Raw genomic sequence first — 13,074 nt, forward strand, 5'->3', positions numbered from 1 at the left:
CGCCTCCTTACCGTGATGCCATGGTAACCATCCGAGCATCCTAGCGGTTTTTCGCACACTTCCTGATTTTTCGATCCGTTGCGCGGCCATCGCGGCCTCGTTCTTCAATCTCCGGGCTCCCATATAGGCTGCAAATCAAGATGCAGCGGTCCGAGCCGGATGCAGACGTTCTGGAGCATTTCATGTTTGGCTGGTTCGAACAGCGGTTGAACCCTTTTCCGGGCGAGGAACCCGATGTTCCGCCTCGGGGTCTCTTTGCCTTCTGCTGGCACTACAGCAAGCCCGCAGCGCCCTGGCTTGCCATGATGAGCTTGCTCACCATGTCGATTGCCATCGGTGAGGTGTTTCTCTTTCAGTTCCTCGGCGAGATCGTCGACTGGCTGTCTCATGCCGATAAAGCGACGTTCCTGCAGACGCAGGGTTGGAAGCTCTTCTGGATGGGCGCAATGGTGCTTGTCGGCCTGCCGGTCGCCTCCATCCTCGATTCGCTGATCATGCATCAGGTGCTCTTGGGTAATTATCCCATGATCGCCCGCTGGCAGATGCACCGTTTCCTGCTGCGTCACAGCATGACCTTCTTCGCCAACGAGTTCGCCGGACGCGTTGCGACCAAGGTGATGCAGACATCGCTTGCCATTCGCGAGAGCGTGATGAAGGTGCTCGACGTCTTCGTCTACGTCGTCACCTATTTCATCTCGATGATCGTCATCGTCGCGGCTGCCGACTGGCGCCTGATGATCCCGATCCTGTTCTGGCTCGCGATCTATGTCAGCATCGTCAGCTACTTCATTCCGAGGTTGCGGAAGATCGCGGCGATGCAGGCGGATGCACGTTCGACCATGACCGGACGCGTCGTCGATAGCTATACCAACATCAGCACGGTTAAGCTCTTTTCCCATGCCGGCCGCGAAGAAGGCTATGCCAGGGAAGCGATGGACGAGTTCCTGCAGACGGTCCACGGGCAGATGCGCTACGTCAGCGTTTTCCAGGCGAGCGTCTACGTCAACAACTGCGTGGCGCTCTTCGTCATCGCCAGCCTGTCCATCTGGTTCTGGATGACGGGGTCGATTTCCATTGGTGCGATTGCGATCGCCGTCGGCCTCGCGATGCGTTTCAACGGCATGTCGCAATGGATCATGTGGGAAGTCTCGGCTTTGTTCGAGAATATCGGCACGGTCTATGACGGCATCGAGATGATGACCAAGAACCACGACATCGTCGATGCTGCCAATGCGCCGACCATGGCCACGAAGCATGGTGCGATCCGTTTCGATCACATCCGCTTCCACTACGGCAAGGCGAAGGGTGTCATCGAGGATCTGACGCTCGATATCCATGCGGGCGAAAAAGTCGGTCTCGTCGGACGTTCGGGCGCCGGCAAGACCACGCTGATGAACCTCTTGTTGCGCTTCTACGATCTGGAGGCCGGCCGCATCACCATCGATGGGCAGGATATCTCGAAGGTGACGCAGGAAAGCCTGCGGTCGCTGATCGGCGTCGTCACGCAGGATACCTCGTTGCTGCATCGCTCGATCCGCGACAACATCGCCTATGGCCGGCCAGACGCCACCGATGCCGAGGTGATCGAGGCGGCAAAGCGCGCCAATGCCTGGGAGTTCATCGAGGGGCTCTCGGACATGCAGGGCAGGGCCGGTCTCGACGCGCAGGTCGGCGAGCGCGGCGTCAAGCTTTCGGGCGGACAACGTCAGCGCATCGCGATCGCTCGCGTCTTCCTGAAGGACGCGCCGATCCTGGTGCTCGACGAGGCGACCTCGGCGCTTGATTCCGAAGTCGAAGCGGCGATCCAGGAGAACCTGTTCGCGCTGATGCAGGGCAAGACGGTCATCGCGATCGCCCACCGGCTTTCGACGCTGACCGAGATGGACCGGCTCGTCGTGCTCGACAAGGGGCGCATCATCGAGATGGGCTCGCATCATGATCTGGTCAGCAAGGGTGGCATCTACGCCGACCTCTGGAACCGCCAGTCCGGCGGCTTCCTCGCCGATCATGAAGAGGCGGAAGCGGCGGCGGAGTAGACAGACGATTTGCTGCGATCTTAACTATTGTGAACAGTTAAGATCGCAGCTACGGTCGAAATCACTCTGGGTGATGGAGAGATGTTCATGCCGACTGTTACGATTTCGCTTCCAGAAAGCCTCAAGACATTCATGGAGACGCAGATTGCCAACAAGGGCTTCGGCAACGTCAGCGAATATGTCCGCAGCTTGCTGCGGGAGGCGCAGGAGAAGGAAAATGATGCGCGCCTCCAAGCTTTGCTGCTCGAAGGCCTGAGCTCCGGCAAGGGTGAAGGCGTGACCGAACAATTCTGGACTGGACTCAAGGCGGAGGCCGCAGAGCTTCTGGCCAAGGGCAAGTCGCGGCAGAAATCTTCATGAGGCTGGTGATCCAGCCGGCTGCGCGATCGGATATCCTAAAGCAGATTGCTTACTATGCCGACCTGAGTCGCGATGATGTTGCCGAGCGGTTTCTCGCAAACACCCGACAATCATTCGAACGGATTGCGGATGCGCCCCATTCCGGTGCACCAAAACACTTTGCGGACGTAGCTCTTGATGGTCTGCGGTCACGCGCGATCATCGGCTTTGAAGCTATGCGCGTCTTTTACCTCGTCCGGGATGACGTGATCCTTGTCCTTCGTGTGCTTCATGCAAGGCGAGATATCGAAGGCATCCTGGGAGACGATGACCCGGCCTCCGAATATTGACGGCTTGGCGCATGACGAAAATATAACCCGCCGTTCGCCGCAGCCTTGCTAGGCGCGGAGCGGCAATGAGCCTATATCGGCTTTATGCTCGTCAAATCCCTTTTCCGATTCTTCGAGACCTGGATCGATCCTTTCCAGCACCGTGAGAACCTTCAGCCGCCGAAATCGGCGAGCGGGTTCATCTGGTTCTATGTCGGGCAGGCGAAATGGGCCTTCGCGGCGATGCTGTTGCTTGGAGGGACGTCGGCGGCGATCGAGGCGACGCTCTTCTGGTTCGTTGGCCGCCTCGTCGATATTCTCGCGACCATCAAGCCGACGGATGGCTGGAATGGGCTGATGGCGGCTCACGGCTTCGAGCTTTTCGGCATGCTCGGGCTGATCGGCCTCGTGCGCTTTGCCGTCGCCTTCCTCATCGCCCTGATCGATCAGCAGGTGATCACGCCGGGCTTCTACAATCTGGCACGCTGGCAGGCCTATCTCTACGTTTCCCGCCAGTCACTTGCGTTCTTCCAGAGCGATTTTTCCGGACGCATCGTCACCAAGGTCTGGTCGGCCGGGCAGGCGGCAGGCGATCTCGTGACGTCGCTAATGGAGAGCGTCTGGTTCGTAGGGATCTACGCGGTTACGACGATTGCGCTGGTCGGACGGCTCGACTGGTCGCTGGCGGCTGTCGTGGTCTTTTGGCTGTGCGCCTTTTCGGTGTTGGCACGCTACTTCGTGCCGCGCATCCGCTATCACTCGCGCGAAACGGCAGAGGCCGCCTCGATGATCAATGGCCGCATGGTGGACGCCTATGCGAACATTCAGACGCTGAAGCTTTTCTCGCGTGACGAGGAAAGCGACCGCTACATGCGGCAGGGCTTCGATTTCTTCCAGGAAACGGTGCTGAGCTTCACGCGCTTCATCACTGGCGTTCGCGCATCGATGGCGCTTCTTTCCGGCCTGATGATCGTGACCATGGCTGCCATCAGCGTGCATCTCTGGCTGCACGGGATTGTCAGTTCCGGCGCCGTGGCCTTCTCGTTGGCGCTGGTTTTGCGGCTGAATTTCCTGCTCGCGCGGCTGATGACGCAATTCAACGGCATCATGCGCAATCTGGGCACGGTGCAGAACGCGGCCGAAATGATCTCGCAGCCGCTGTCGCTGGTCGACCGGCCCAGCGCGAAAGACCTCGTCGTCAGGCAGCCCGGCATCCGCTTTGATAACGTCTCCTTTCACTACGGAAAGGGAAGCGGCGTGATCGACCGGTTCTCGCTGACCATCACTCCCGGCGAAAAGGTCGGCATTGTCGGGCGTTCGGGGGCTGGCAAATCGACGCTTGTGAGCCTGCTGCTTCGGCTCTACGACGTCGAAGGCGGGCGCATCCTTGTCGACGGCCAGGACATTGCCGCCGTGCGCCAGGAATCCCTGCGCATGCAGATCGGCGTCGTCAGCCAGGATACGGCGCTGCTGCACCGCTCCGTTCGCGACAACATCCTTTTCGGCCGTCCTGATGCCGGCGAGGCGCGACTTGTCGAAGCCGCTCGGCGGGCCGAGGCGCTCGATTTCATCGAGCGGCTGCACGATCAACAGGGGCGGACGGGTTTCGAGGCACATGTTGGTGAACGCGGCGTGAAACTATCGGGCGGTCAGCGCCAACGGATTGCGATCGCGCGGGTCATGCTCAAGGATGCGCCGATCCTCGTTCTCGACGAGGCGACGTCGGCGCTGGATTCCGAAGTGGAAGAAGCGATCCAGTCCAATCTGTCCGGCATGATGGAGGGCAAGACGGTGCTTGCGATCGCACACCGGCTTTCGACCATCGCCGCGCTTGATCGCCTGATCGTCGTCGACAAGGGCAAGATCATCGAGGAGGGGACCCATGCGGAATTGATCGCAAGGGGCGGCCTCTATTCCGAGCTATGGGCGCGTCAGTCCGGTGGCTTCATCGCCGTCGACGCCGTGTGACGCCTATTTGGCGATCGTGAATTCCGTCATCAGCCCGTAGTGGTTCGATCCCATCGCATCGGGGATCTGCTTGACCGATTTCAACTGAAGTGGTGGCCTTGCAAAGACGTGGTCGATGCTGATGCCGTAGGCGCCCGCTTCAATCGGCCAGGTCGAAGGCTCCGGGAAGACATGATTCAAACCCGCGCGTGCCAGGAATTTCTGCATATCCGGAGCGATGACCGACGCATTGAAATCCCCGGCCAGGATCGTCGGGCCCTTTATCCAGTAGAGGATGTAGTAGAGCACCGTGAGTTCGTATTCGTGGAATTCGTCGAAATAGGGTTTGCTGAGATGGGCGGAGGCGAAATTGATCGGCTGCCCGTCAAAATCGATTATTGCCATAAAGAAGCGCTGCTGCCACAGGACGCTGAGGTTGCGGATCAACTGCCGCTGAAACGGGCGCGTTGAAAGCAGCAGCGAATCGCAATCCTTCGTGACGGCTCCGCATCCGATGCGATAGGGATAGGCCTGCTCGAGACGAGCCATCTGCGACAGCAACGGCTGCGCTTCAAACACTTCCACAACGTCGGCCTTCGAGCCGATGATCAGGTCAGCGATGCGCTCGCCGTTGGCAAAATTGTCGTTGTCGATATTGAAGGAGAGCAGCCGGTAGGTCGGCGTTGCTGCTGCGGCAGGTGCTGTTGCCGAGTGTTCTTTCAACATGATCACGGAATGCACAAGCAGGGCGACTGCGACTATGCCGAGAAGGACCGCATACCAATGCCGCTTGACGGCGAAGGCAAGAAGCGCACCGACGATACACGCGAGACTGAAATGGGTCTGCAGGCTTTCGAAAAAGGCGAGCAGCCAGAGATCGCCTATAATGTAGCGGCCGGAGAGTACGACGAGTGCAAGGGTAAGGAGGACACATAGAACGCAGTAGATCGTGTCTCTCATGATGCCGTTCTGGACCTCGGTTGGAGAGTTGCGGTCAAGCGCGTAGCACAGCGCTCGTATTGTTGCAACGCAGCAAGAATTTCAGGGTTTATTTCGCTTTGCGGCGAGAATTCTTCTTGGGTGAATCATGCACCATTTCATGCGGTTAGGGCGACTTAACCGATGAAGCTGAAACTAAGCTGAGCTGTGACGGCCCGATGGGAGGCTTTTCCCGCGACATTGTGCCCCCACTGCTTGCCAAGACTGGACATAGTTTGCGATCAAGCTTAGAACGCGGCGGGATACGGAGGAATCTATGGCGGAATTATGTCGTAACGATTCGCCGTTAGAGGGGGTGCTGCGGTCTTTTGAACCGCGGCCTTTGCGGAAGAGGATGGTCCAGCGTGAGCGAGCATATCACGAGCAGTGAAGCCGGAGGCGAGCCTACTCGCCGAGATTTCCTATATTTGGCTACTGGAATGGCAGGTGCTGTCGGCGCCGTGTCGGTTGCGTGGCCCTTTATCGATCAAATGCGGCCCGATGCATCGACGCTTGCTCTTGCCTCGATCGAAGTCGACATTTCGAGCCTCGAGCCGGGCATGTCGCTGACGGCAAAATGGCGCGGCAAGCCGATTTTCATCCGCAACCGCACGGACAAGGAAATCAACGACGCAAAGGATACGCCGATTTCGGACCTCAAGGATCCGATCGCGCGCAACGCCAACCTGCCGGCAGACGCTCAGGCGACGGATGCTGCGCGAACGGCAGGGCAGGGCAAGGAGAACTGGATCGTAATGATCGGTTCCTGCACGCATCTGGGATGCGTTCCGCTTGGAACCTCGGGAGAATATGGTGGGTGGTTCTGTCCCTGCCATGGTTCGGTCTATGACACCGCCGGTCGCATCCGCAAGGGTCCGGCGCCAATGAACCTCTTCATTCCGCAATATGCATTTACATCCGACAAAGTGATCAAGATCGGTTGAGGGGGATACTGAATCATGAGTGGTCATTCGTCCTACGAGCCGTCCACAGGGCTCGAAAAGTGGATTGACTCGCGGCTTCCGCTGCCGCGTATGGTCTACGACAGCTTTGTTGCCTATCCGGTTCCTCGCAACCTCAACTATGCCTATACGTTCGGCGCCATGCTGGCGGTCATGCTCGTGTTGCAGATCCTGACCGGCGTGGTTCTCGCCATGCACTACGCAGCCGACACGACCATAGCCTTCAATTCGGTTGAGCACATCATGCGCGACGTCAATCACGGTTGGCTGCTGCGCTATATGCACGCCAACGGTGCGTCGTTCTTCTTCGTTGCGGTCTATCTGCATATTGCACGCGGCCTTTACTACGGCTCGTACAAGGCGCCGCGCGAAATCCTCTGGATCCTCGGCGTGATCATTTACCTGCTGATGATGGCCGCCGGCTTCATGGGCTACGTGCTTCCCTGGGGGCAGATGTCCTTCTGGGGCGCGACCGTCATCACCGGCTTCTTCTCCGCCTTCCCGCTGGTCGGCGAGTGGGTGCAGCAATTCCTGCTTGGCGGCTTCGCCGTCGATCAGCCGACGCTCAACCGCTTCTTCTCGCTGCACTACCTGCTGCCCTTCATGATCGCCGGCGTCGTCGTCCTGCATATCTGGGCACTGCATGTGACGGGCCAGACCAACCCGACCGGCGTCGAGATCAAGTCTAAGACCGATACGGTTCGCTTCACGCCCTATGCAACGATGAAGGATGCGCTTGGCGTTTCCATCTTCCTACTGGTCTACGCCTACTTCGTCTTCTACCTGCCGAACTATCTCGGCCATGCCGACAACTACATCCCGGCAGACCCGTTGAAGACGCCGGCGCATATCGTTCCGGAATGGTACTTCCTGCCGTTCTACGCGATGCTGCGTTCGATCACCTTCTCCATCGGACCGATCGACTCGAAGCTTGCCGGCGTTCTGACCATGTTCGGCGCCATTGCGGTGCTGTTCTTCGTGCCCTGGCTCGATACGTCGAAGGTTCGCTCTGCCGTCTATCGTCCCTGGTACAAGCTGTTCTTCTGGCTCTTCGTCGCCAATTCCATCCTTCTCGGCTGGCTTGGCTCGCAGCCGGCTGAAGGCCTCTACGTGACGATCTCGCAGTTTTCGACGCTTTACTACTACGTCTTCTTCCTCGTCATCATGCCGGTTCTCGGCCTTGTCGAGACACCGAGGCGCATTCCGAACTCGATTACGGAAGCGGTCCTCGAAAAGCAGAACGGCAAGGCTGCCGTTCCGGTCCAGGCTTGAGTGACGGGAGAGGGAAGAGAACAATGAAGAAGCTCGTTGCAAGCCTTCTGGCGGTCGCAATCGTGGGTGGCTTGGCCACCGCTGCGGCCGTCGCTCAGGATGCCAAGCCAAAGCCCGCCGAAGCCGCGCTGCCGACCTATCCGATCAAGGAGCCCCGGGAGCAGCATTGGACCTTTTCCGGTCCCTTCGGCTACTACGACAAGGCTCAGCTCCAGCGCGGGCTGAAGGTCTACACGGAAGTCTGTTCCGCCTGCCACTCGATGAACCTGGTCCCGTTCCGCACGCTCGCCGATCTCGGCTACAACGATGCGCAGATCAAGACCTTCGCGGCGAACTACCAGACGCAGGATGGGCCGAACCCGCAGGGCGAAATGTTCATGCGGAAGTCGCTTCCGTCGGACCATTTCCCGGCGCCTTTCGCCAATGCCGAGGCAGCCGCTGCCTCGAATAACGGCGCCGTGCCGCCGGATATGTCGCTACTCGCCAAGGCGCGCGAAGTGGAGCGCGGCTTTCCGCGTTTCGTCTTCGACATCTTCACGCAGTATCAGGAAAGCGGCCCGGACTATATTTACTCGCTGCTGACCGGCTACGAAGACGCACCGGCCGGTTTCCAAGTGCCGCCGAACGCGCATTACAATCCTTACTTCCACGCTGCCGCGGTCTTCGCCATGCCGAAACCGCTGTCGGACGGTCAGGTGACCTATGACGATGGTTCGCCGCAGACGGTCGATCAATATGCCAAGGACGTGGCGTCCTTCCTGATGTGGGCATCCGAACCGCATCTTGAGGAGCGCAAGCATACCGGCTTCATGGTCATGGTGTTCCTGCTGATCTTCACGGTTCTGATCTATCTCACCAAGCGGTCGATCTACGCCAACAAGGAACACTAAGTATCCTTCTGTGCTCCATGCAAAAGGCGACCCGGGTGGTCGCCTTTTTTATTGGTAACGGAGGCGGGCAATTGATAGTGTGCGCCGTCAATCATGCCCCTCGACTATACGGAATTTCCATGGACACCATTGCCTCCGAGCTTGCCGCCAGCATCCGTTCTATCCCGGATTACCCCAAGCCCGGCATCATCTTTCGCGACATCACCACGCTGCTTGGCAACCCGCGCGCTTTCCGCCGCGCCGTCGACGAACTGGTGCAGACCTATGCCGGTACGAAAATCGACAAGATCGCTGGCATGGAGGCGAGAGGCTTCATTCTCGGCGGAGCCGTTGCGCACCAGCTTTCCGCGGGCTTCGTGCCGATCCGCAAGAAGGGCAAGCTGCCACACGAGACCGTGCGCATCGCCTACAGCCTGGAATACGGCGTTGATGAAATGGAAATGCACCGCGATGCCGTCGCGCCCGGCGAGAAGGTGATCCTGGTCGACGATCTTATCGCAACGGGCGGCACGGCCGTCGGAGCGACAAAGCTGCTGCGCCAAATCGGTGCAGAGGTCGTTGCCGCCTGCTTCGTCATCGACCTGCCCGATCTCGGCGGCCGGGCCAAGCTCGAAGCCTTGGATGTTCCGGTGCACACGCTGGTGGAATTCTCCGGTCACTGAGCCGGCAGGCCGGCGTGTCGGCCGGCCACTATCCGCAAGATCGCTGCGGTAACCTCACTCGAATTCGAGGACGCTGCTCTCGAAGCGCAGGACGGCAATGCCGTCCTGATTGACGCCTTCGCAACGGATCGTGTTCATCAGCCAGCCCGGCCGTGAGGCCATGGGCCGGCTCTCCAGCAAGGTCACGAAGAAGGTCACCGTGTCGCCGGCAAAGACCGGGCGCAGCCATTGCAGCTTCTTGAAGCCTGCGGATGGACCAAGCTTCGGTGGTTGAAGACCATCGCGCTCTAGCTGTGCCGCCTCCCTCGACCAGTGGTCCATGAAGGCGCGCATCCATTGCGCGCAGGTGTGCCAGCCGGATGCGCAGAGGCCGCCGAACAATGTGTGGCGCGCCGCTTCCGGATCCACGTGGAAGGGCTGCGGGTCGAAGCGCTTGGCGTAGCGAATGATTTCTTCCGTCGTGAAAACATGGCTGCCAAGCTCGATCTTTCGATCGATCGGATGGTGCTCCTGCAATCTCATACTGCAGCCTCCGAGCGCATGCGGATCATGACGGAATTCTCGGCGCGTACGACCAGTTCGCCACCCTGGTTCCTGATCTCATGGCGAAACTTGGTGATGCCGATGCCGGGTCTGGAGCGCATCGGACGCGCATCGAGCACGACAGACTCGCCCGACAGCGTATCGCCGGCAAGCACCGGCTTCTTCCAATCCATGAAATCGATGCCGGGGGCGCCTTCCGAGCGGGATTGCAGGATGTAGCTGTCGATCATCATCCGCATGAAGATCGACGATGTATGCCAGCCGGAGGCGGCGAGCCCGCCCAGAATACTGGCGCGACCGGCGGCTTCGTCGAGATGCATGGGTTGCGGATCGAATTCTGTGGCGAATTCAATGATCTCCTCCGCCGTGACAGTCACGGGGCCAAGCGGAAAGCTCCGGCCGACGGGAAAATCCTCATAGCTCAGTTTCTGATTGTTCATTGCAGGCCTCGTCACTCCCTGACCGGGCAGATGGCATGCGACGCGGGGGGAGGCAAGTGTTTTTAGACAGGAAGGTGGAAAGGTCGCATTGAGAGGAGAGCCGATTTTCGCCTATTGATTGAAAAGCGGTCCTGTGATCTTCATTCGGCTGTGTATGACCATGCGGAAAAGATATGAGCAATCTAGAGACCGCGCTTATTGGCGCAGCCGAGGCCGGCATCATCACAAGAAACCAGGCCGACACGCTTTTCTCCTACCTTAGGGAAAGGAACGTCCCGCTCGATCCCGCCGAAGGAATGGCAGCATCTTCCGGCACTCGCGAGGATGACGTAAATCCCCTGGAGGATACTGAGGCGCCGAGATTTGTCCGTGGCTTTCACGATATCCTGATTACGATCGGCATCATCGTATTGCTGGTCGGGCTGCGTGGCCTTTTCTCCATCTATGTGCAGTTGCCGGTGATAATCGTGCTTGTCGAAATTCTCGTGCGGCGGCAGCGACTGGCGCTTCCCGCTGTCGTGCTCACGCTTTGGCTCGTTTACTGGATCGGGACGGTCGTGGTTGCGCACCATGCCCTTGGCGATTTTGACGGTCTGAGTGCCCTGGCGGCCGGTATGCTGATGCTGCTACCGTTCCCCCCATTGCTCGGCCTGTTCTATTGGCGGTACCGAGTGCCCCTGTCGCTTGCCGCGGTGCTGCTGTCTTTGTTCGCGCTGGCGGTCACGGGGATATTCTACCTGATCGGAGTGCCTTTCCTGATCGGCGGCGTCAGCGATCCGGCGCATCCACAGGGTGCGAGCCCATTCTTGACACTCTGCATCCTGTTCGGCGCCGCGCTCGCAATGTTCGCGGTCGCCATGTATTTCGACCTGAAGGATCCGCGTCGCGTCACGCGGAATTCCGATGTAGCGTTCTGGATGCATCTCGCGACGGCGCCCGCGCTTCTCTACACCACGATCATGCTGGTGTTCTGGCTTCAGATCGACAAGGCCGGAGCCGATCCCGGGCTGCTGTTTCCGAGCCTCGACAACTATTCGCGAGCGCCGGTCATTGTCGCGATCGTTCTGATCCTGATGTTCGTGGGGGTAATCATCGACCGTCGCGCCTTCGTCACCTCGGGGCTCGTATCGCTTGGTGTCGCGATCGTGAGCATTCTTCGCCAGAGCCAGGCGCAGGTTGATACGGCGGGCTTTGCCGCGCTTCTGCTCGTGGGGCTCTTTGTGCTTATGATCGGTGTCGGCTGGCCGCATCTTCGCCGCGCCATCGTCGGACGGTTGCCGCTTGGCATACAGACGAAATTGCCGGCGTTGAGATAACGCCGGCAAGAGATGTTGTCGGGTCCGGGATGCCTGTTGATCAGGTATTGAAGCGGAAATGGATGACGTCGCCGTCCTGGACGACGTATTCCTTGCCTTCGTCGCGGCCCTTGCCGGCTTCCTTGGCGCCGACTTCACCCTTGAAATTGATGTAGTCGTCGTAGCCGATGGTGAAGGCGCGGATGAAGCCGCGTTCGAAATCGGTATGGATGACGCCGGCGGCTTGCGGGGCCTTGGTGCCGCGCACGATCGTCCAGGCGCGGGTTTCCTTCGGGCCGACCGTGAAATAGGTGATGAGGTCGAGCAGGTGATAGCCGGCGCGGATCAGGCGGTCGAGACCGGCTTCCTCAAGGCCGAGGGCTGAGAGGAATTCACGGGATTCTTCTTCCGGCAGCTGCGCCACTTCCGCTTCGATCGCGGCCGAGATGATGACGCATTCGGCGCCCTGTTCCTTCGCCATGGCGGCGACGGCTGCGGTGTGTTCGTTGCCGGTGCCTGCATCGCCTTCCGCGACGTTGCAGACGTAGAGAACCGGATGCGAGGTCAGAAGATTCAGCCCCTTGAGGATCTCGATTTCCTCGGGCGACAGCGTCTTCAGGAGCAGGCGGGCCGGCTTGCCTTCGTTGAGCAGCCTGACCACAGCTTCCATGATCGGCAGCTGCGCCATGGAATCCTTGTCCTTGCCGGTCGCGCGCTTGCGGGTCTGCTCGACGCGGCGTTCCAGGCTTTCGAGGTCAGCGAGCATCAGCTCGGTCTCGATCGTGTCGGCATCGCCGACCGGATTGATGCGGCCTTCGACATGGGTGATGTCGTCATCCTCGAAGCAGCGCAGCACGTGCACGACGGCATCGACTTCGCGGATGTTGGCGAGAAACTTGTTGCCGAGGCCTTCGCCCTTCGATGCGCCGCGCACAAGGCCGGCAATGTCGACGAAGGAGATACGGGTCGGGATGATTTCCTTGGAGCCGGCAATCGCTGCCAGCTTCTGCATGCGCGAATCCGGCACGGCCACTTCGCCGGTGTTCGGCTCGATGGTGCAGAATGGGTAGTTAGCCGCCTGCGCCTGCGCCGTCTTGGTCAGCGCGTTGAAGAGAGTGGACTTGCCGACATTGGGCAGCCCGACGATACCGCATTTGAAGCCCATGGCTCTTGAACCTGCTCTGCTTGAATTGTTTGGCTGTGCGTATGAGATAAAGGAGGGGGCCGGTCAAGTCTTCGAGAGTTTTTAGCGCTTAACTTGCCGATGGCGTGATGCTGCTCTATGTTTCTGTTTCATAGCGCGCCCGTCGATGCTACGACTGCGTCGCTTACTTCAAAATCATATTCGATAGGTAATCCAATCCTATGTCATCGACGGTGG

General features: G+C 59.4%; 13 protein-coding genes. 9 read left to right on the forward strand and 4 right to left on the reverse strand.

Annotation, left to right across the window (positions count from 1 at the left end; all coding sequences use genetic code 11):
* The first annotated feature begins 182 nt into the window (after positions 1-182).
* From EV561_RS07525 to EV561_RS07540, 4 genes are all read left to right on the forward strand, one after another.
* Positions 183-2,036 (forward strand): ABC transporter ATP-binding protein, encoded by a 1,854-nt coding sequence (locus EV561_RS07525; protein ID WP_132519924.1) that lies wholly within the window; start codon positions 183-185, stop codon positions 2,034-2,036.
* Positions 2,037-2,123: 87 nt separating this feature from the next.
* Positions 2,124-2,396 carry a type II toxin-antitoxin system ParD family antitoxin gene (locus EV561_RS07530; protein ID WP_132519353.1) on the forward strand — a complete coding sequence of 91 codons (273 nt, stop codon included), beginning with the start codon at positions 2,124-2,126 and terminating at the stop codon, positions 2,394-2,396.
* Positions 2,393-2,725, forward strand: a complete 333-nt coding sequence (locus EV561_RS07535; protein WP_132519356.1) for a type II toxin-antitoxin system RelE/ParE family toxin — start codon at positions 2,393-2,395, stop codon at positions 2,723-2,725. Before EV561_RS07530 ends, EV561_RS07535 begins: the two co-directional genes overlap by 4 nt.
* A gap of 84 nt (positions 2,726-2,809) precedes the next feature.
* Positions 2,810-4,672, forward strand: a complete 1,863-nt coding sequence (locus EV561_RS07540; RefSeq protein ID WP_132519365.1) for an ABC transporter ATP-binding protein — start codon at positions 2,810-2,812, stop codon at positions 4,670-4,672.
* Positions 4,673-4,675: 3 nt separating this feature from the next.
* Here the strand turns inward: EV561_RS07540 and EV561_RS07545 are convergent, their stop codons facing one another.
* Positions 4,676-5,611 (reverse strand): endonuclease/exonuclease/phosphatase family protein, encoded by a 936-nt coding sequence (locus tag EV561_RS07545; protein ID WP_132519368.1) that lies wholly within the window; start codon positions 5,609-5,611, stop codon positions 4,676-4,678.
* Positions 5,612-5,994: 383 nt separating this feature from the next.
* On the opposite strand from EV561_RS07545, the gene petA reads away from it, so the two are divergent.
* The 4 genes from petA to EV561_RS07565 all read left to right on the forward strand — a co-directional run bounded on the left by petA (position 5,995) and on the right by EV561_RS07565 (position 9,415).
* Positions 5,995-6,573, forward strand: a complete 579-nt coding sequence (petA, locus tag EV561_RS07550) for a ubiquinol-cytochrome c reductase iron-sulfur subunit (protein WP_132519371.1) — start codon at positions 5,995-5,997, stop codon at positions 6,571-6,573.
* A gap of 15 nt (positions 6,574-6,588) precedes the next feature.
* Positions 6,589-7,863, forward strand: coding sequence for a cytochrome b N-terminal domain-containing protein (locus EV561_RS07555; protein ID WP_132519374.1), 1,275 nt, complete (start codon positions 6,589-6,591; stop codon positions 7,861-7,863).
* A 23-nt stretch (positions 7,864-7,886) separates the two neighbouring features.
* Complete coding sequence (locus EV561_RS07560) at positions 7,887-8,753, forward strand: cytochrome c1 (RefSeq protein WP_132519377.1); 867 nt, start codon at positions 7,887-7,889, stop codon at positions 8,751-8,753.
* Between the two features lie 119 nt (positions 8,754-8,872).
* Positions 8,873-9,415 (forward strand): adenine phosphoribosyltransferase, encoded by a 543-nt coding sequence (locus EV561_RS07565; RefSeq protein ID WP_132519380.1) that lies wholly within the window; start codon positions 8,873-8,875, stop codon positions 9,413-9,415.
* Between the two features lie 54 nt (positions 9,416-9,469).
* On the opposite strand, the gene EV561_RS07570 is transcribed toward EV561_RS07565, so the two are convergent.
* Positions 9,470-9,937: a MaoC family dehydratase gene (locus EV561_RS07570; protein ID WP_132519383.1), complete on the reverse strand. Its 468-nt coding sequence runs from the start codon at positions 9,935-9,937 to the stop codon at positions 9,470-9,472.
* Positions 9,934-10,398 carry a MaoC family dehydratase gene (locus tag EV561_RS07575; RefSeq protein ID WP_132519386.1) on the reverse strand — a complete coding sequence of 155 codons (465 nt, stop codon included), beginning with the start codon at positions 10,396-10,398 and terminating at the stop codon, positions 9,934-9,936. The genes EV561_RS07570 and EV561_RS07575 overlap by 4 nt, the downstream gene beginning before the upstream one ends.
* A 173-nt stretch (positions 10,399-10,571) precedes the next feature.
* Here EV561_RS07575 and EV561_RS07580 point away from each other — a divergent pair, with 173 nt between their 5' ends.
* The gene (locus EV561_RS07580) at positions 10,572-11,714 is read left to right on the forward strand and encodes a hypothetical protein (protein ID WP_132519389.1); all 1,143 of its coding nucleotides are present in this window, start codon (positions 10,572-10,574) and stop codon (positions 11,712-11,714) included.
* A gap of 40 nt (positions 11,715-11,754) precedes the next feature.
* On the opposite strand, the gene ychF is transcribed toward EV561_RS07580, so the two are convergent.
* Positions 11,755-12,858: a redox-regulated ATPase YchF gene (gene ychF / locus EV561_RS07585; RefSeq protein ID WP_132519392.1), complete on the reverse strand. Its 1,104-nt coding sequence runs from the start codon at positions 12,856-12,858 to the stop codon at positions 11,755-11,757.
* Between the last annotated feature and the right edge of the window lie 216 nt (positions 12,859-13,074).

The organism is Rhizobium sp. BK376 (assembly GCF_004341625.1).
In the GTDB taxonomy this organism is placed as follows: domain Bacteria; phylum Pseudomonadota; class Alphaproteobacteria; order Rhizobiales; family Rhizobiaceae; genus Rhizobium.